Source organism: Veillonella nakazawae (assembly GCF_013393365.1).
Taxonomy (GTDB): Bacteria; Bacillota; Negativicutes; order Veillonellales; family Veillonellaceae; genus Veillonella; species Veillonella nakazawae.
The window spans coordinates 123,715-143,284 of sequence record NZ_AP022321.1 but is presented as its reverse complement, the minus strand read 5'-3'; the positions used below and the strand labels follow the sequence as shown (position 1 = coordinate 143,284).

Below are 19,570 nucleotides of genomic sequence, written 5' to 3'. Positions count from 1 at the left end.
AATATTTTAGAGTCAACATATTAATATCGGTATAAGCACAAAAAAACAGGATGTATCACTGGGATACATCCTGTTTTTGAGCTTTCACAAGCTCGAGGGGAAGTTATCAATATATTATTGATTAATACGGGAACCGTATACGTCGCGTTGAGTTTTAGGTTCGTTGTTAACGCGAACACGTTCTGTTTTATGACGATCGTTGTCAGTACCAGAAATACGGTCAACACGGAAGTGGTTAAGACGAATGTTTTGTAATTCAGGACCAAATTCGTTCATAGCACGTTTCATGTTGTCATCGATAGGAGCACCATTTTGAAGTGCACGGTACAACATAGTAGCGAATTCGTAACGAGTCATCTTAACGTCGCCTTTGAATGTGCCATCAGGGTAGCCAACAAGGATACCATTACCAGCCAATTGGCTAATGTATTGGTAAGCCCAGTGGTTACGAGGAACGTCTGGGAATTCAGCAGTTTTGCTAGGATCAATTGCATGTGGAGTCAAGATTTGTAACAAGTTGTTATATTTGTTTTCCATGTCTTGAAGACGTGCATTCAATTCAGCAATTTCACGGCCCATAGCTACACGAGAGCGGGACTCAGGAGAACGTTTACCAAGACGAAGAGATACACCAGCGTTCAATTGAGTTTCGCCAGTACCTACAGTACCACCAACGGAGAACATTGTGTCTTCGTTAGGACGGTAGAAAGCGCCCAATGCAGCGGAGTTAGCATTGTGGTAGTGACCATAACCAGCAGCGATTGTCCATTTGTCATCTGGGTTGAAGTCCAATGGATGTAAAGCAGCCAATGCAGCAGAACCTGCACCTACTTTATTAACGCGTTTTTCAACATTACCAACACGGTTGTTCAAGTTAGTAATATTGTTGTTGATTGCGCCTGGTGTAGAATTGTTAATTTGAGTTTGTAAATCGTTTGCTACGGAGTATAATTGGCTACCGTTTACAGCATCTGTAGAATCAGCGGAAATTTTACCAGCTGCTACGTTGTGGATTTGGCGTTCTTGGCCAGCTTTACCAACGGATACAGAGCCTACAGGGCTAGTGCCTGCGAAGCCACCATATGTATGACCAGCTACAGTTGCGTTAGTTACATTTGTTGCAGAACGAGTAGTGGAATTAGCACCTAATGCAATGGAGTTTGCAGTGGACGCATTAGCTTTGTTACCGATTGCAATGCTGTAATCAGCAGTTGCAGCTGCATCAGAACCAAATACGTTAGTACGTACGCCTGTTGCTTGAGCACCAGCACCGAATGCTTGTGCATGATCACCAGTAGCTGTTGCAGAGGAACCAATAGCATTAGCATGGTTGCCATTAGCTGTAGCATCAGCACCGATAGCATTAGCTTTGTAACCAGTGGATTTTGCTTGGTGACCAAGAGCTAAAGAACGTACATCGGAAGCAGTTGCACGAGTACCAATTGCAATGCCCCAAGTTTTGTCAGCTTGAGCTTCGTGACCGATAGCAATAGATTCGCTCATATTTGCTTTTGCTTCATTACCTACTGCCAATGCGGAGCTACCTTTTGCAGTATTTTTAGAACCGATAGCTACGGAGTTGCTATTCCAAGAACCGTTTAATAATGTAGCAGAATCTGGCTCATTATCGAAAGTACGATCACGGAAGTTTGTAGTTGTACCTTCTACAGTATTGTTATAACCATAACCGATAGCATTTGTACCACTGATCACGTTGCTATCACCGAAAGCTTGTGCGAACGCACCTGTTACAGTGTTACCATCACCGAAAGCATTAGCTTGGTTACCATTAATGGAGTTTTGGTTACCGTATGCACTGCTAGAACCATTAGCGCTTGTAATTGTATTACCTTGACCTACAGCGATGCTAGTAGCTGTACCATTTGCAACAGTACCATAAGAAATACTATTATGTGTAGTATCTGGGGTTTGACCAGCTTGATCACCTACGGCTGCAAAAATAAAACCATCTGCTGTAGATACAGGTGTTGCTGCACTTACAGGAGCAACAGTAGCACCTACAGCTGCAGCAGCAGCCAATACAGCAAACGCTAATTTTTTGGAATGTTTGTTTTCTCTCATCTTACACCCTCACTAAATTAAAATTCTTAACCAAACACAATACAATTTTTCAACCTCTCTAAGTTCCGCCTCTCTCCTCGGGCTGATAAAATATACTTCTCACTTCTCACATAAGAAATATATTTGATTCAATTTAAGAAAAATTTATATTGTTGATTACCCGCATAGCATATCAAAGTTTTACGATATAAACAAGCCTTTTTCCCATATAAAGTTCATTAATAACTCTTCATAATTCCAAAAAATAGCATGATTACTGGCATTCTTTGTTGTATCAATATGCTCATCATTTTTAATGATGAGTAAGAAAAATCACACCTTTTTAAGGATTCTACAGAATATATTTTGTATAACTTATAAATAATCGTCGCTTTAATAAGTTTTATAAATATTTCAAATAGCCTATCAGTCCTTATTCACATTAACTTCATGAATACTTTCTGAACTTCCAATGAGAGGATAATTAATCATTTTTCTGGATTTTATAATAATTTTATTTTTATTCTTAATAGTATTCTATATCTACGTAAATAAGTTAATAAGTATACACATATCACCCAAAATATTCGCATAAGTTTACAAAACAAGGCTTAATCTATATATACATCATCCATATTCTTTCCATAGCTATCATAAATACCAAAAAGCTCCTACGTTATATGAACGTTGATATGTACCCATTTTCCTGGACACATATTATTTACTAGCCTAAACACATGGATGCTTCCCTGTATTTTACAGGGGGCATCCATTTTGTTTTTTTCTGGATCCTTCTGTTGTTGTAATAGTTAATGTATTCTTCTATCGCTACTGCAAAAGCATTAAATGATGAATATTCTGTTTCAAAACCATAATATATTTCTGTTTTCAATCTACCAAAAAAGGTTTCCATCACAGAGTTATCATAACAATTTCCTTTTCGAGACATAGATTGAATAATACCGTGTTCTTTGAGTGTTCTCCTAAAGTACTTATGTTGGTATTGCCATCCTTGATCAGAATGGAGGATTAATCCTGAAAGATTCGTAAACTTCTTGAATGCCTTCTCTAACATACGAGAAATTTGTTCTAAGTTGGGCCTTAATGCTAAGTCATAAGCAATAATCTCATTCGTATTCATATCTAAAATAGGCGACAAATAGCATTTTCCCCACGAGAAATTAAATTGAGACACATCTGTAGTCCATTTTTGTAATGGTGCAGTTGTACTAAAATCTCTATTGACGATATTTTCTGCTACTTTACCGACTTTCCCTTTGTAAGAGTGATACTTTTCCTTCGGTCGCTTTCCTGCGAGTCCCATGCTATGCATAAGTCTTTGCACTCGTTTATGATTAACTACAAAACCTCGATTAAGAAGTTCTTGGTATACACGGCGTACACCATACCGACCTTTATGTTCTGTAAAAATCTTTTGAATTTCATCTTTTAGCTCTGTATTCCTTTTATCTACAAGATCTACTTTAGTAAGTTCAAAATAATAGGTAGATTTGGACATTGGCATAGCTTTCAAAAGATACTTTAGTTGATAGCCTTGTTGGCGGAGCATTTTGATGATCGCTGCTTTTTCGCCTTGAGTCGCGCAGCCTCTTTTTCTTCTCTCAAGGCAATCTCTTTTTTTATGACTTCATTTTCAGCTTTAATATAAGCATTTTCAGCTCGTAAGCGAATGAGTTCCTCATATTCACTCTCTTTGAGTTCTCGAGGTGAGATAGTCTTAGGTACTTTCATTTTGCAATCCTTTGGTGGTCGTCCTTTAGGTTTATTAATAAGACCATTGTATCCCAAAGTTTTGTATTTATGAACCCATTGATACAGTTGTCCAGAATTAATACCCGCTATAATAGCTACTGATCTTAAACCTTGACCTGAAAGAACTTGGCATACTAACTCAAATTTTTCTTTTGGAGACCAATACTTATTAGTCCCTCGACATTTATTAATGTCTGAACCATGAAGTCGTTCTAATTTAACCCAATCTCTTATTAGTTTATGAAATGTATCTGTCCTCACACCGTTAGGCGTCTTGGGCCATTCACCTTGATAGAATAATTCAATTGCTTTTCTTTTAAATTCATAACTATATCTCATGAAAATACCCCCTTTACTGGTTGTCCAGTAAAGGGGGTACATATCACGTTAGGAGCTTTTTATATATTAAGCCAACAAGGCTTTTACAAGTTCTTCTGCTTTGCCAAAATCATCTGCATCTGGGTTCCAGTTACATTTAATTTCAGGTTCCACCACGGAGAAACCATATTTAGTTAATTCTTCACGAAGTACCTTCGTAGATTCACCAGACCAACCGTAGGTACCAAATACGGCAGCCTTTTTATTTTTGAACTTCAATTCACGCAAAAAGTCGAGCCAACCAGCTACAGAAGAGATAACACTATTCCCTACTGTCGGAGAACCAACAGCAATCGCTTTTGATTTGAATACTTCTGTCATGATGTCGTTTTTATTTGTTTTACTGATGTTAAAGATCTTAACCCGTGTATCAGGAGATTGTTTAGCAATCTCATCAGCAATTTTATGGGCTAATTTCTTTGTACCATCCCACATAGTGTCATATACGACTGTAATTTGGTCTTCTTGGTATGCTTGAGACCACTCATAATATTTCTCTACGATTTGTAATGGATTTTCACGCCAAATTGCACCATGGCTAGTAGCGATAATATCGATTGGCAAGTTGAGCTTTTGAATTTCTTCAACCTTAGCTTTTACCAATGGAGAGAATGGATTCAAAATATTAGCGTAATATTTCATCGCCTCTGCCCATAGACGACATTGATCAGCCTTATCGGCCCACAATTCTTCAACCGCGAAATGTTGTCCGAACGCATCATTAGAGAACAAAATATTGTCGCCAGTCATGTACGTTGCCATGGAATCTGGCCAGTGGAGCATGCGCATTTCTACGAATACCAAGGATTTACCATTGCCGATATCTACGGAATCCCCTGTTTTCACAGTTTTAAAATTCCATTCTGGATGATGATATTGACCAACCAAGGATTTAACAGCATTTTCTGTACAGTAAATCGGAGTATTAGGGATTTTTTCCATCAATGCAGGCAAGGACCCACTGTGATCGACTTCGCCGTGGTTACATACGATGAAATCAATCTTATTTAAATCAATTTCAGATTCCAAATTGTCTATAAACTCTGAGGAATGAGGTTTCCATACGGTATCGATGAGGACGGTTTTTTCTTCTTCAATCAAGTATGCGTTTTGGCTAGAACCGTTATTAATACTGTAATCTGAACCGTGGAACTCTTGTAATTCCCAGTCAATTTTACCAACCCAAGATACGTTATTTTTTATATGCTTTCTCATAATAACCTCCATAATTCTTGTGAAAGTCTTTCACAATCAATAATATGTATGGCCTATGTGGTATTTGTGTATATGTATCTATCTATATACCTATGCATATATCACAACTCGGTCATTAACTATGGTTTTATTATACCCATATCGCATTGATAAGTCTGTATCTGTAGGTACAGATTTGATAATTATTCTAAAAAACCACTCATAGATAATCAAATTCTATACATTAGCGTACAATAGATTTCCTATGAGTGGTTACGAGCATATGCAGTTTTAATAGCGGGTTGTTTATTATCTACCTTAAATAAGCTAGGATAACGTCCGATTATTTATTCTCAGGCTTAGATAATCCTGGAATTGCTTTATAGATATATAATGCAATATATCCGTCAACCATGCTATGAATGATAGTACCGCCACCAACAAGAACGAATACAACGTAGATAAGATCGATATTCGGCATCGTAGTTGTCGTATAGAATAATAGGCACGCAAGCACTTCACCAATAGCGTGAACAATAGCACAAGCAAGGTTGAAAGTAACAAAGGATAGAGCACCAGTCAATACGCCTGGATGATTTTTAATATAATAGGCCCCCATCAAGGCAAAGATGATATGAGATGCAGCGCGCATAACGATAACGATAGGGAAGCCAGCTACAAAGAAACCTAGCGTAGAGCCTATAACAACACAAGCAGCCATCTTACGAGACAAGAACATAGCCAGGAATATAGGTACATGACTAGCCAATGTATACGAAGCCGGTGGAATGACAACTTTCAAAGGCATCATAATAGGAATCATGATAGCTAATGCCATCAATAAAGCAGTAATAGTTAAATTTCGATACATGGAAGAATTCATAAAGGCCTCCTTGGAAATGTTTTGCCCACTGATTACATCTACAATATTCTAATGCATAAATTTTTAATATATTAAATACGGACTATAAATATCTTTAATTTCCTACACTGCCCCACAAGTTTAGGATTACCACACCCACTACAATAAGAGCAATACCTAATATAGTGTAAATATTATAGCCCTCACTAAAGATAAAAACAGAAATGAGAGCCGTCACCACTAGACCTACGCCAGACCAGGTAGCATAGGTAACACTGAGTGGAATATATTTCAGTACATGCGTCAATGTATAGAAAGATCCTACATAGCCACATACGCAGGCAATAGTCTGTAACGGCCGCGTAAAGCCATCAGAGGATTTCAACATGGTCGTAGCAAATAGCTCAAGCCCTATAGATAAGGCAAGTAAAAAATAAGATAACATAACTCCTCCCACAAAAAAGAGAGGGACTAGCCCTCTCTTATATAATAACCTATATATAATGTTTCTGCATTATAAAGTATATGATAAGATTTTCAAATGATTTAGCTCACTTGATGAGCTTTCAAAACCTTGTTCCCTACGATTATAGACGTTCGATAACAGCTTGCGCCATTTCTGTGGTACCTACGCGTTTCAAGCCTTCGCGGTAGATATCGCCTGTGCGGTAACCATCAACGAGCACTTGTTCAACAGCTTTTTCAATAGCGTCAGCCACTTGAGGCAAATCAAGGGAGTGACGGCACATCATAGCTGCGGACAAGATTGTACCCAATGGGTTCGCCAAGTTTTGGCCCATAATGTCTGGTGCAGAACCGTGGATTGGTTCGTACAACGCCGTGCCAGTACCCATGGATGCAGATGGTAAAAGCCCGATGGAACCAGAGATTACAGCGCCTTCGTCAGACAAGATATCGCCGAACAAGTTTGTTGTGACGATAACGTCGAATTGTGCAGGATTTACAACGAGTTGCATCGCTGTGTTATCTACGTAGAAGTAATCTGTTGCGATGTCTGGATTTGCTGCCGCTTTCTCTTGAGCGATTTTACGCCACAAACGAGAAGAAGCCAATACATTTGCTTTATCTACAGATACAACCTTTTTGTTGCGTTTGCGAGCTGTTTCCATAGCAATGTCCATGATGCGCTCTACTTCGTAACGGCTATATGTTTCTTTATCCCATGCAAACTCATTAGCACCTTCCCCTTGTGCCTCTTCGCGTTCACCGAAATAAATACCGCCAGTCAACTCACGAACGATAACGAAATCTACATCTTGTACGAGTTCCTTTTTAAGAGGAGAATACTCTTGCAAAGATGGATAGATTTTTACAGGACGCAAGTTACAGAACAACCCAAGCTCCTTACGAAGGCCAAGGATTGCTTTCTCAGGACGGATAGCAGGATCTACATTATCCCATTTAGGACCGCCTACAGCGCCAAGCAATACAGCATCAGCTGCTTTACAAGCCTCGATAGTATCCTCAGTCAAAGGCACACCGTATGCATCGATAGACGCACCGCCCGCTTTTTTATCAATCCAATTAACCTTTACACCGGCTTTCTCAAAAGCCACATCACACACAGCCTTCGCTGCAGCAATAATCTCAGTACCGATACCATCACCAGGAATCAATACGATATTCTTTTCGCTCATATTACCTCTCCAATATATGTAATTTCCCTCAGCCACAAATCATTCAACATATTGCTAACTAAAGGGATTTTAATTTTGCTCAAAACCGTAAAAGATAAATACGTAGATCCGAGGTGCATGCGCTAACGCGACTTTAGTAGGTCAAGGCTATGCCGCAGACCGTTAAGCTAGCTGGAGCGGCAGCGCATCACCGAGGATCGGCAACGTAGTATTATTTGCGGTTTTTCGCAAAGTTCACAAGACCTCCAGCTGCCGCAATATCTTGAATGAATTGTGGCAACTCAGTCCCTTGGTATTGTTCGTTTTTAGTCAAGTTGTACACGATACCTTTAGACAAGTCTACGCCGATTGCATCGCCTGCTTCAATGCGATCAACTTGTTCACCGATTTCCACTACTGGTAAACCGATGTTGATAGCATTGCGGAAGAAGATACGTGCAAAGGAGTGTGCTACGATAACAGGCACGCCTTTCGCTTTGATAACGCCTGGTGCGTGTTCACGAGAGGAACCACAACCAAAGTTTTTGCCAGCTACCATGATTTCACCAGCTTTCACATTTGGAGCGAAAGTAGTATCAATGTCCTCCATCGCATGTTCAGCCAATTCGTTCCAGTCTGCAATCGCCAAGTAACGAGCCGGAATGATTACGTCTGTATCTACATCGTCGCCGTAGCGCCAGATTTTTTTGCTTTCAAAATCCATATTAAACCTCCTCAGGGCCTGCAATGCGGCCTAATACAGCACTTGCTGCCGCCACGTAAGGGCTTGCCAAATATACTTCAGAATCAACGTGACCCATACGACCACGGAAGTTACGGTTTGTTGTGGAAACTGTGCGTTCCCCTTCAGCCATGATACCCATGTAACCACCTAGGCAAGGACCACATGTTGGCGTGGACACTGCGCAGTCAGCTTGAATGAAGATGTCCAATAAACCATCTTTCATAGCTTGATCGTATACATCTTGGGAACCAGGGATTACGATACAACGAACGAATGGAGCTACTTTGCGACCTTTGAAGATTTCTGCAGCTGCCACCAAGTCTTCGTAACGGCCATTTGTACAGGAGCCGATGATAACTTGGTCGATTTTAATATCTTTGTCGATCTCGTTGATGTAATGTGTGTTGGATGGCAAATGAGGGAATGCTACCACGGGTTGCAATTTGGACAAGTCAATGGTAATTGTTTGAGCATATACTGCATCAGGGTCTGGATTAATTGGTTCTACAGGACGATTTACGCGGCCTTTAATGTATGCTTCAGTAATTTCATCATATGGGAATACGCCACATTTACCGCCAGCTTCGATAGCCATGTTACAGATTGTAAGGCGGTCAGCCATAGTCATGTGTTGTATGCCTTCACCAGCGAATTCAAGGGCCATGTAACGAGCGCCGTCTACGCCGATTTTACCGATTAAATCAAGGATTACGTCTTTACCAGTTACCCATTTGTTAGGTTTGCCGATAAGCTCAACCTTAATAGTTTCAGGTACTTTGAACCAAGTTTTACCTTCTGCCATAGCAACGCCCGCATCAGTAGAGCCTACGCCTGTGGAGAATGCATTTACCGCACCATATGTACAAGTGTGGGAGTCAGCACCAATCATCATTTCCCCAGGACCGATAAGACCTTTTTCTGGCAAAATAACGTGCTCAATCCCCATTCTACCAACTTCAAAGTAGTTTGTGATGCCATGTTCGCGTACGAAATCGCGCATGACTTTCGCTTGTGTAGCGGATTGAATATCTTTATTTGGTGTGAAATGGTCAGGCACCAAGTAGATTTTATGACGGTCAAATACAGGTTTGCCGATTTTTAAGAACTCTTTACGCGCTGGTGGGAATGTGATGTCGTTCATCAAAACAGCATCCAAATGACATTCGATGATTTGGCCTGGTTTTACAACATCAAGACCCGCGTGGCGAGCCATATTCTTTTCAGTAATGGTCATACCCATATTATTCTTCCTCCTGTTGTTCTAGCTCCATAGCTAGGAATACTGAGTTAACTGCATTAATATATGCGTTCACACTTGATTTAACGATATCGGTGCTAATACCACGACCATGGTATAAGCGACCGTTGTATTCAACCTTAAGGGTTGCTTCCCCAAGGGCATCTTTACCGGCTGTGATGGCACGGATTTGGTAATCTTTTAAGCTAATTGGCAAGCCAACCACACGTTCAACGGCTTTAAGGGATGCGTCTACTGGACCGTCACCTACGGCAGCATCTGCTTTCTCCCCTTCTGGGGTCATGAGGCGAACGTCAGCATATGCGTAGCCTTTTTCACCTAATTTGTAGTATTGAGCCACAAGCTCGAATGCTTTTTTGTGATGTAAGTTATCTACTACAAGAGCGATAATGTCATCATCGTATACTTGTTTTTTACGGTCCGCCAATTCTTTAAATTTAGCGAAGAGGTCGTTGATTTTCTCTTCTGTGAAAGATTGGAAACCAAGTTTTGCCAAATGATCTGCAAAGGCATGACGGCCAGAATGTTTACCCAATACGAGGTCTGTTTTTTCAGCCCCTACGGACTCAGGAGTCATGATTTCATACGTTTCAGGGTTGCTCATCATACCATGTTGGTGAATACCAGACTCATGAGCAAAAGCGTTAGAGCCAACGATTGGTTTATTTGGAGGAACTACGACACCTGTCAAACGACTCACAAGTTTAGAAACTTTCGTAAATTGTTTTGTATCAATGTTCACTTGAAGGTCGCCGAAGTAATCATGGCGTGTTTTAAGAGCCATTACAACTTCTTCAATCGCTACGTTACCAGCCCGTTCGCCTAGGCCATTAATTGTGCCTTCTACTTGGCGTGCACCTGCTTTAATAGCAGCTAACGTATTTGCATTAGCAAGACCTAAGTCATCATGACAGTGAACGGAGATAATTGCATTTTCAATGCCCGGTGTATGTTCTTTAATATAGCGGATTTTATCACCGAACTCATTAGGGTTCATGTAACCTACTGTGTCTGGTACATTAATAATTGTTGCACCACCAGCAATAGCAACACCAAATACTTGGCATGCGAAATCTAAATCAGAGCGTGCCGCATCTTCACCAGAGAACTCGATTTCATCAACCTTACCTTTTGCATATGCCAATACGGATTTAACCTTATCCAATACCTCTTGGCGAGTCATTTTTAATTTATATTCCATATGAAGTTCGGAAATAGCAATGAATACATGCAAACGGCTACGTTCCGCATCTTTCAATGCATCAATCGCTTTTTGTACGTCCTTTTCATTAGCACGTGCCAATGCACAAATTGTTGCACCTTTTACTTCGCGTGCAATCGTTTGTACTGCTTCAAAATCTCCAGGGGATGCTGCTGGGAAACCAGCCTCGATTACGTCGATGCCGAGGCGTACTAGGCCTTTCGCAATTTCAATTTTTTCAGGGGTTTGTAAAGATACACCTGGTGTTTGTTCCCCATCACGAAGGGTTGTATCGAAGAAATATACGCGATTTTGATCCATAATCTTCACCTTTTCTATACTAATAAAACATAACGCTGTATTATATCTATCTATTGTGAAAGTTTAGTAAAATCGCCGATTTCAACGCTATTTCGGCTGAAGCCAACGTAGATACATCAAATCAGTAATTTTACTAGACTTTTACAATAAAAAAAGCCCCTCAGAACAACTGTCGTTGCTCAAAGGGGCGTTATATTCATAACACGGTACCACCCTAATTGGGACTCGTTGCGGGTATAACGGAACCACCGTCGATGACTACTGCTGCATTCGCCACCAAAGCTCACGGGAGAGTGTCAGCGTACAACCTCTATTGCCTCGCACCAACCGGCAACTCTCTGAAAGCAGGATCTGTAAACCTTTATACCCATTCATAGCTCGTATTTAAGATATAAAGGTATTATACGGTATTCTATAGAACTGTGTCAACAGGATGGACATGTGAGTTTTGTGAAAACACAGTTTTATCGTTACAATTTGACATCCCCATGATCTCACGTACACTGTAAATAAGCAGTACCAATGATTGGAGGAATTATTATGAGTGGTTCAAGCAAATTCTTCTTTATTTTATCGGGTATTGTAAGCATTATCCTGGGGATATTCTTACTCTTAAATCCCGTTATTAATCTCATAGCTTTTGCCTGGCTTTTTTCTATTATCTTCTTCGTCAGTGCGGTCAGCTCTATTATAAATTATTTTACGTTATCGTCTGAATTACGTAGCGGCTGGTATCTTATCAGCGGCATTATCAATGCTCTATTCGGTATCTATTTAATATCCGGCGGATTTGCATTCCTACCATTAGTACTCCCAAGCACAATCGGCATCTGGATGGTAATTGAAGCCATCTTTATTTTCATTAAATCAAGAAAGTCCGACAGCATGGTATCACTCATGGGACGTAATGCAAAATGGCTTGCACTAATTCTTTTACTATTAGGCCTATTACTCATATTCAAGCCGATTGCTTCCGGTGAGGTATTTATCTACTTTATCGCTTTCGGTTTCTTATTTGACGGAATTTATTCCATCGGTGAGGCTTTTAAAAAATAGAATATAACTAAATAATTACACTATAAGATCGACCATGTACTGCCAAATAGCTGTCATAAATTACGATGTCTATTTCGTATTTGTGGCAGCTATTTTATTTGTTTTGGCTAGCCGTCATGGTAAATATATTCGCCTACTACATTTGCAAGTGGTTAGACGCTTTTCTAGCTCTTTTATTTAGCAACTAGCCCAACGCTCTAACATTAGCGTAATAATGGGGTTATAGGACAAAAATTAGTACAACCCTGTAGTAATTTAAAATCCCCTTGATCAGTACCAAGATACTCATCAAAGGGATTATATTAATTATGAAAAAGATAAATAGCCCTTCGTTATCCTAGGATCGCTATTAAATTCAAGTCACATCTTAGGCTTTAAATATAACACCATTATGCTCTAGTTGTTCCACTGTTTTTTTACCAATGCCTGGTAGCATCAATACTTCTTGTTTAGTAATTGTTTTAAAATCATCTACTGTGTATAGGCCGGCTTGTGAAAGTGTAATTTGTGCACCGAACCGTATATTGTCATATACCGGATTTCCTCGCAAAGCCCCACCTTTAGCAACCTCTACGGGGCTCATATGAGCGGACTCGCGTTTTCCCATATAACTATCATTAGAGTACCGATTTATAACAGTTCGACCGGTAACACGTTCATACGCATCATATAGAGTCTGCCATAATGGACTTTCAAAATCCACTAATTGAGTTGGTAAAAATGAGATAGCAGTATATAAGCTTATTAATTCTCGTGGGTCAGAATCTATGTTGCTCACTTGGTCTACCATATACATAATAGCCTCTAAATGATCTTCTACAAAATCGTTCCAGCGCGTTGCATCTTGTAATAACCAATCAATATCTTCATATTCATCAACAAGATCTGCTAATACATCATGGGCTATCTTGCTTTCACCACACTCCAAAGCCAATAGAATATACAGCATATGCATAGGCAACATGATATCCGGAGCCTGATTAAATGCATTTTGTATATCATCGCAACATGCAAGATATCGCTGATATACCTTGCGGCCGCGATCCCAGTTGGCAGCGCCACAACAAGCAACCATCATATACACAAGAAATCCTGAATGATCTTGCTTGTCTCCGTGAAAAACTGGCGTAAAGCAGGCAATCGCATCATTATACATATTATATTCTAAATATATCATCCCCATGTCGATGAGGCAACGCATATAAGGACGCGTCTCTATTATATTCCAATCTATTTTCTTTGGTTTTTTCAACGATTCTACTAGCTGCTTCAACTGATAAATTTGAAAGCTTGGATGTAACTCAAGGGCTATGAGTTCTCGTTTAGCATCTACTTCATCAGGACATAATGCAAGGATTTCATTGTATAACTTCCTTGATTTCTCATTCGTATCAGCCTCTTCTGCAGCCTCATATAAATCACGTAATTTCATTTCTATCGTATTATTAAAATCACCACGATTATATTGAGTCATAAATGCTTCTAACAAATCCTCAATAGATTTGAAATCAGATTCATGTTCGGATACAAATTGTTTCTGTAAACGTAATAATAACTCACTATAAAAGTTAAACATATAGTATCTCCTTATACATATGAACGTAAAAATACTACTCATATGTAATATAGCACGAGGGAATATATTAATTCTAGAGGTAATACCTCGACCTATTAATATCTCATCTGAAAATGGGTTGGCAACTAGACGATAAAAGGGTTATAGGACAAAACGTGTTGGTACTTTAATCCCAATCATTGAAAGATAATTTGTCATAGTTATGCAAATCACCCCAAGAAATGGCATCCCCCCAAGTTGGAATTATGCCTTGAAGTTGGGCTCTTTCATTCATAGAACTATATATTGTAGAAATACTTGCATCAGTTGGCATTACCTTAAGTATTTCTTTTGCAGAAAGCGGTCTTGGTGAGTGTAAATAACACCACCAAAAGACCGCTTTTATACGTTTTTCTACAGACATTCCTCGATGGTAACGCAATAAACGTCTGAGTTGTGCGTTTACTCCGCCTTCAATAGGGTTATTAGTCCTCGGACATTCTTTATCCAACACCAATGTTTCATCTAAATATCGAAACATTGTCTCTGTATTAATTAATACCACTAGAGAGTTATAGGCTTTTAGTAATCGTTCATGCGTAGCTCTTAAATTATCATTACTATCACGTGTCATTTCATTTAGAAACTCTTTAAAAGTCACCCTCCAATTAAATAATCGTTGAATCCATATTTTTGCATCTTCCTGTGTTTTTACGTTATATAAATCGCTTGCTAAATCTTTTAACATAATGCCTGCTAATGTCTTAGGCCGCCTAGTAGTGTAACGATGTACTTGCCATACGGCATGAACAATACAACGTTGAAGCTTGGCGGTACGCCAAACTTTTTTTAATGCTTTTCTAAGACCAGGTCCACCATCAGAAACGACCACAATGGGGGTCGCTATTCGCTGCATAAGAGCTTGCCATGAGCGAGACTGTTCTGACCTACATAAATACCACCCTAATACATATTCACCATCATAACAGATCAAAATACAAGCTTTTTTAGCTAAGTAAATACCATCAACGAATACCACATCTCTCGAGGTTTCAATTTTGGGCGGCATAGGCCATATTTGCCAGAAATCAGCTATCTGTCTACGAAATGTACGGCCCTGCCCAGGCATGTCCTGTTATGTTTCTTTACTAAATAACCAATTTAGAAATCGATGAAAACATTTAGTAGTATTATCAATAGTTTGTGTAAAGGTGATGTTACACTGCTTACAATGCCATCGTTGTGATCCAGCTTTAGTTTTCCCATATTTTTGACAAGAAAATCCACAATTTATACATCTTACCAGCATGATTATTCCCTCCACTTAGAACACGATTTTCTAAGAAGATATAACCTTATTGAAGCCAGTAAAATCAAGGATTTTGGGACTTTTTACCAACACATTTTGTCCACCCTCTAAGTTTATCAAAAGAACTTAAAATAGCGATGGAGCCAGTAATTTACTGGCTCCATCGCCTATAAAACCAACACGTTTTGTCCTATAACCCCATTCTCGTTAGTAACTAGCACAATAAAAATAGCAGGGCTGCCACCCTGCTATTTTTTCGTTCATATGAGACTATGTCACATATTGACATCCCTTGTCATATATAGAATAACACTTCACTATAGTGTAGTCAATAAATCCTCTACGCAATCACTCTTAAAAGCTTATCCACTCTAAATTCTCAAAATTATTTAAAATTCGTTTATCCATTTTTACCACTTGATTGGAAAACTCTATTCGATTATTAACAAATGAAATATCTGTATACCATTCCTTTAAACTAGCATACACTTCATTCTCTAAATCAATAATAATGGTTTCAATGGGATCCCAGGTTTTGCATCTTACAGACTCGACCATAACCATACTATTACCTATGAAAGTAACGTCCCTACCATAAATCCAAAACGGTAATACTTTCCCCTTTATAGAAATAGAATATATAGCATCTCCATGAGGTGGTTCCGTTTCATATTGTGCTTTTATATTGTACTTTTCCATTATCTCATTGCTAGCATTTTCTATATATGGCAACGTTGAAATCTTGTAATTATCTGCGTTCATAAAAGCTCCATTATTTTTAATATCAACCACAACAAAGAGGACTGTATATCGCTATTTGTGTAAAAAGTATTTTGCTATACTTATTACGAAGAGAGTCCGTTGACGTGAGTTAGGTTCATCTCCGCGAGGAGGTGATACTATGACAAATCATGAAGTTACCTATGTAATTATCATAGTTCTGTTATCAGTAGTCACTATCATTGCACTAGTTAAGTAGTACAACGATAAACGCCTAACGTATAGAGGAGTGCAGTCCTCTAACACGTTAGGCGTCATCATAATTTTGTTCAGTTTTAGATGAGCCTAACGCCCTAATCACGTTAATGGGCTCTCTTTATATGTATATTATAAGCTAATCAAGCTTAAAAAGATAGTACAGTAATAAACTCAATTAGTACCTACACTGTTAATCATTTCTCTAGCCCGCTCAACAGAAACTGGCTCATTAAATAAAAACACATGGTTCTGCCCCCCATGTTCCCAAGAGGCTAGATAGACAAAATCATCCACCATTCGATAGGTAACAATTATATCATTTACAACCTCTGTTTTCTGAGGTAAGTAATCCTTATAATCACCTGCGATATTACCAGATAGAGTCGATACGCGATACTTAATATACTTTGGCATATCATCTACACGGTCAAAATATGTTCCTTTTAAAAGCTCATGATAGGCATACACAACTTGTAATACATCGTGATCCACAATGGATAAATGTACGGAACGTAATCCCTCTAAACCACTTGGCAACTGCGGTTTAAAGTTCAAATGTTGCTTAGCCTCATATAGGGTATCAAACACCTCTAGAGATTGACCTTTACGAGTGCTTCTATAATCGCTATCCGTCATAGTACAACTACCGAGTCTGTCAGGACATGGAAACTCATTTCTGTCACCATAGGGCTGATCATAAATAGAATTACCATTAAGACGGAATCTCATCAAATCATCTGCGAACACAACATTAATGGAACTTATAAAAGCTAGCGTAGCTAACGCACATACAACCTTTTTCATGATACAATCCCCTGCAAACAAACTACATTTATTAACTAAATTATATCATTAAAATTTGAAACAGCTATCATCATAAATCTATCCTATTTGATAGTATCTATCGCAAATCATTCTACTATTCAAAATTATTGTAAGTGCTATAATGAACTTATAAAAATGAACAGGTGTTCCTATGATAGTAAGTGCATCTTTCGAAACTCATATTTACTAGTTATATTAAGGAGATTATCATGACACATACACAATTAACACAACTCGTACAAGCTTTATTAGATGCACCTACAAGCAATGAAACAGTAAAGGAATTCGCTCAATCTTGGATTAATGCAGAAGGTACACCTAAACAAGAAGAACTTACAAAACAACTCGTATCCGTAGCAGAACAAAACATTGCACTTATCGATGAAACAATCGGCTTTGCAGGGTCTGAACTTGCTATACAAATCCTTGGCGAAGAAGGCGCAGCTAACCTATTACAACATGCTAAAGACATTAAAGCAGAAGGCGCAGAATTCTGCGACTGCCCTGGCTGTGTAGCTGCTAAAAATATTATTGATTTGAAAGCGGAAATTGCATAAGAATATATAGAAAATGGCTCCCTTATAAGGAGCCATTTTTTATATATCGCTTGCTAAAAGTTTTACGTTGTTTCTTGATATCAATATAAAAACTTATATAGAACCAATAGATGCAAAGCCCATAAACAACATATAGTAAATTAATTATATCACCTAAAAAGCTAATATTCTTATATTCATAAGTATTTTTCGTCCAGGAAAAGATAAGCATCATGCATGCAATTCGCAGTAAAATGATTGCGAATATAAAGCATTTGCATTACAATATAAGTAATAGGAGGTGATACTATGGCTAAAACGGCCTCTATCAGTTTGCGTATCGAGCCAGCTGTAAAAGCACAATTAGAAGCACTATATGCTAGCTTTGGCATTTCCGTAACTGATGCGATTAATATTTTTCTCCACACATCACTAATGGAAGGCGGATTCCCATTTCAACCTAAACAACCTCGTTATAATGCAGAAACAGAAGCTGCTATTCAAGAAACGAAAGATATATTAGCAGGAAAAATAAAAGCAAAATCATATGCTAATGTAAAAGAAATGATTGAGGATTTATAGAATTACATATCGAGCCAGATTGGCTTCTAATTTATGCAATTAAAGATGACATATTAGTATTATCTTTAACTCGCACGGGTAGCCACTCAGATTTATTCTAACTAAGCTTAAGAGGAATGTGAAAGCATTCCTCTTTTCTATTCCCCAAAAAATTTATACCAGTTATCATCATAAATCTATCACATTTGATAGTATCTATCGCAAATAATTCTACTATTCAAAATTATTGTAAGTGCTATAATGAACTTATAAAAATGAACATGTGCTCATATGATAGTAAGTGCATCTTTTCAAACTAATATTTACTAGTTATATCAAGGAGACATGACACATACACAATTATCACAACTCGTACAAGCTTTATTAGATGCGCCAAAAAGCACTCCAACTGTAAAAGAATTCGCTCAATCTTGGTTCGATGCAGAGGGCACAGAAAAACAAGTAGAGCTTACAAAACAGCTCGTATCCGTAGCAGAACAAAACATTGCACTTATCGACGAAGTAATCGACTATGCACGCTCTGAACGTACTATACAAAGCCTTGGCGAAGAAGGCGCAGCTAAACTATTACAACACGCTAAAGACATCAAAGCTGAAGGCGCAGAATTCTGTGACTGCCAGGCCTGCGTAGCCGCAAAAAATATTATCGATTTGAAAGCGGAAATCATGTAGCTTACTATACTCCATTAAGTGGTTATCAACTCAAGGTTGATAACCACTTTTTTATATACAAAAACGGCCTCTCATGGAGAAGCCGTTTTACGGAACAATATATTTGTGAAAGCTTTACTTCCACAGTCTACTCAGACATTCTTTTGTATCCGTTGAAGCATTTTAAAGCTCACAGCGATATTAACGAAAATAATCAACAGTGTTACGAACGAATAGCCTAATAGCATACAGTTCGCCGATACCACATCATATATCTGATATGTGCAATATCCAGCCGTGACAATACCGCTAAAAATGCCCGGTATATACTGTTGCAGAAAAATACTTTGAATTACATGCCCAATCACATGGTATATATACGCTATGATGACAGTGATGTAAATGTCGAAGCTTTCAAAATACATACTCAAGCCCAGCACAATCAACAAGAGTATGAATTCCTGACAGACGATGGCATTAAATCTGAAGGGTGTAAAAGTGGCTGCTAAAAATTGTTGTTGCAGTTTAGGATTCCTTCGCATGAATCGTGGAAATAGAAGAATCTCTTCAAGTTCGTGCAATATAAAAATGCTCGGGAATAATAAGAAAAAACCATTCAGATCCATAAGATACCTCGTTCACAAGTAA

General features: G+C 38.6%; 19 protein-coding genes, 1 pseudogene and 1 other annotated feature. Of the genes and pseudogenes, 5 read left to right on the top strand and 15 right to left on the bottom strand.

Features of this window, described 5'->3' with window-relative positions; translation table 11 throughout:
* Positions 1-114: 114 nt before the first annotated feature.
* The 10 genes from VEIT17_RS00510 to VEIT17_RS00465 form a co-directional block, all read right to left on the bottom strand.
* On the bottom strand, positions 115-2,082 hold the full coding sequence (locus tag VEIT17_RS00510; protein ID WP_178884143.1) for an S-layer homology domain-containing protein: 1,968 nt from the start codon (positions 2,080-2,082) through the stop codon (positions 115-117).
* 703 nt (positions 2,083-2,785) lie between these two features.
* Positions 2,786-3,640, bottom strand: coding sequence for an IS3 family transposase (locus VEIT17_RS00505; RefSeq protein WP_242013293.1), 855 nt, complete (start codon positions 3,638-3,640; stop codon positions 2,786-2,788).
* Entirely contained in the window at positions 3,604-4,173 is a 570-nt protein-coding gene (locus tag VEIT17_RS00500; RefSeq protein ID WP_242013241.1) for a helix-turn-helix domain-containing protein, read from the bottom strand. Before VEIT17_RS00500 ends, VEIT17_RS00505 begins: the two co-directional genes overlap by 37 nt.
* Before the next feature lie 66 nt (positions 4,174-4,239).
* On the bottom strand, positions 4,240-5,427 hold the full coding sequence (locus VEIT17_RS00495) for an oxygen-binding di-iron domain-containing protein (protein ID WP_016476159.1): 1,188 nt from the start codon (positions 5,425-5,427) through the stop codon (positions 4,240-4,242).
* Positions 5,428-5,749: 322 nt separating this feature from the next.
* Positions 5,750-6,289, bottom strand: coding sequence for a hypothetical protein (locus tag VEIT17_RS00490; RefSeq protein WP_178884139.1), 540 nt, complete (start codon positions 6,287-6,289; stop codon positions 5,750-5,752).
* Between the two features lie 94 nt (positions 6,290-6,383).
* Entirely contained in the window at positions 6,384-6,713 is a 330-nt protein-coding gene (locus VEIT17_RS00485) for a DMT family transporter (protein WP_178884137.1), read from the bottom strand.
* A 142-nt stretch (positions 6,714-6,855) separates the two neighbouring features.
* Positions 6,856-7,926 (bottom strand): 3-isopropylmalate dehydrogenase, encoded by a 1,071-nt coding sequence (leuB, locus tag VEIT17_RS00480; RefSeq protein WP_059361100.1) that lies wholly within the window; start codon positions 7,924-7,926, stop codon positions 6,856-6,858.
* A 211-nt stretch (positions 7,927-8,137) separates the two neighbouring features.
* Entirely contained in the window at positions 8,138-8,629 is a 492-nt protein-coding gene (locus VEIT17_RS00475) for a 3-isopropylmalate dehydratase small subunit (protein WP_178884135.1), read from the bottom strand.
* Position 8,630: 1 nt separating this feature from the next.
* Positions 8,631-9,890, bottom strand: a complete 1,260-nt coding sequence (leuC, locus tag VEIT17_RS00470) for a 3-isopropylmalate dehydratase large subunit (protein ID WP_178884133.1) — start codon at positions 9,888-9,890, stop codon at positions 8,631-8,633.
* 1 nt (position 9,891) lies between these two features.
* Positions 9,892-11,430: a 2-isopropylmalate synthase gene (locus tag VEIT17_RS00465; RefSeq protein WP_005381515.1), complete on the bottom strand. Its 1,539-nt coding sequence runs from the start codon at positions 11,428-11,430 to the stop codon at positions 9,892-9,894.
* 180 nt (positions 11,431-11,610) lie between these two features.
* Positions 11,611-11,814 (bottom strand) — a binding site (T-box leader).
* A 156-nt stretch (positions 11,815-11,970) separates the two neighbouring features.
* Here VEIT17_RS00465 and VEIT17_RS00460 point away from each other — a divergent pair.
* Positions 11,971-12,486, top strand: coding sequence for a DUF308 domain-containing protein (locus VEIT17_RS00460; protein WP_178884131.1), 516 nt, complete (start codon positions 11,971-11,973; stop codon positions 12,484-12,486).
* A gap of 367 nt (positions 12,487-12,853) precedes the next feature.
* On the opposite strand, the gene VEIT17_RS00455 is transcribed toward VEIT17_RS00460, so the two are convergent.
* From VEIT17_RS00455 to VEIT17_RS00440, 4 genes and pseudogenes are all read right to left on the bottom strand, one after another.
* Positions 12,854-14,062 (bottom strand): hypothetical protein, encoded by a 1,209-nt coding sequence (locus tag VEIT17_RS00455; protein ID WP_024066164.1) that lies wholly within the window; start codon positions 14,060-14,062, stop codon positions 12,854-12,856.
* Between the two features lie 166 nt (positions 14,063-14,228).
* A pseudogene (locus VEIT17_RS00450) lies at positions 14,229-15,350 on the bottom strand (IS1249 family transposase).
* A gap of 354 nt (positions 15,351-15,704) precedes the next feature.
* A complete protein-coding gene (locus VEIT17_RS00445) occupies positions 15,705-16,112 on the bottom strand; it encodes a hypothetical protein (protein WP_009351901.1) in 408 nt (135 codons plus the stop codon).
* A 387-nt stretch (positions 16,113-16,499) separates the two neighbouring features.
* Complete coding sequence (locus tag VEIT17_RS00440) at positions 16,500-17,132, bottom strand: hypothetical protein (protein ID WP_178884129.1); 633 nt, start codon at positions 17,130-17,132, stop codon at positions 16,500-16,502.
* 230 nt (positions 17,133-17,362) lie between these two features.
* On the opposite strand from VEIT17_RS00440, the gene VEIT17_RS00435 reads away from it, so the two are divergent.
* The 4 genes from VEIT17_RS00435 to VEIT17_RS00420 all read left to right on the top strand — a co-directional run bounded on the left by VEIT17_RS00435 (position 17,363) and on the right by VEIT17_RS00420 (position 18,943).
* A complete protein-coding gene (locus VEIT17_RS00435) occupies positions 17,363-17,710 on the top strand; it encodes a hypothetical protein (RefSeq protein ID WP_178884127.1) in 348 nt (115 codons plus the stop codon).
* Between the two features lie 288 nt (positions 17,711-17,998).
* Positions 17,999-18,271 (top strand): type II toxin-antitoxin system RelB/DinJ family antitoxin, encoded by a 273-nt coding sequence (locus tag VEIT17_RS00430; protein WP_038125280.1) that lies wholly within the window; start codon positions 17,999-18,001, stop codon positions 18,269-18,271.
* Positions 18,268-18,372, top strand: coding sequence for a type II toxin-antitoxin system mRNA interferase toxin, RelE/StbE family (locus VEIT17_RS00425; RefSeq protein ID WP_425597283.1), 105 nt, complete (start codon positions 18,268-18,270; stop codon positions 18,370-18,372). The genes VEIT17_RS00430 and VEIT17_RS00425 overlap by 4 nt, the downstream gene beginning before the upstream one ends.
* 223 nt (positions 18,373-18,595) lie before the next feature.
* Positions 18,596-18,943, top strand: a complete 348-nt coding sequence (locus VEIT17_RS00420) for a hypothetical protein (protein WP_178884124.1) — start codon at positions 18,596-18,598, stop codon at positions 18,941-18,943.
* 131 nt (positions 18,944-19,074) lie between these two features.
* Here VEIT17_RS00420 and VEIT17_RS00415 read toward each other — a convergent pair whose 3' ends face one another.
* The gene (locus tag VEIT17_RS00415) at positions 19,075-19,548 is read right to left on the bottom strand and encodes an HXXEE domain-containing protein (protein WP_178884122.1); all 474 of its coding nucleotides are present in this window, start codon (positions 19,546-19,548) and stop codon (positions 19,075-19,077) included.
* Positions 19,549-19,570 lie beyond the last annotated feature (22 nt).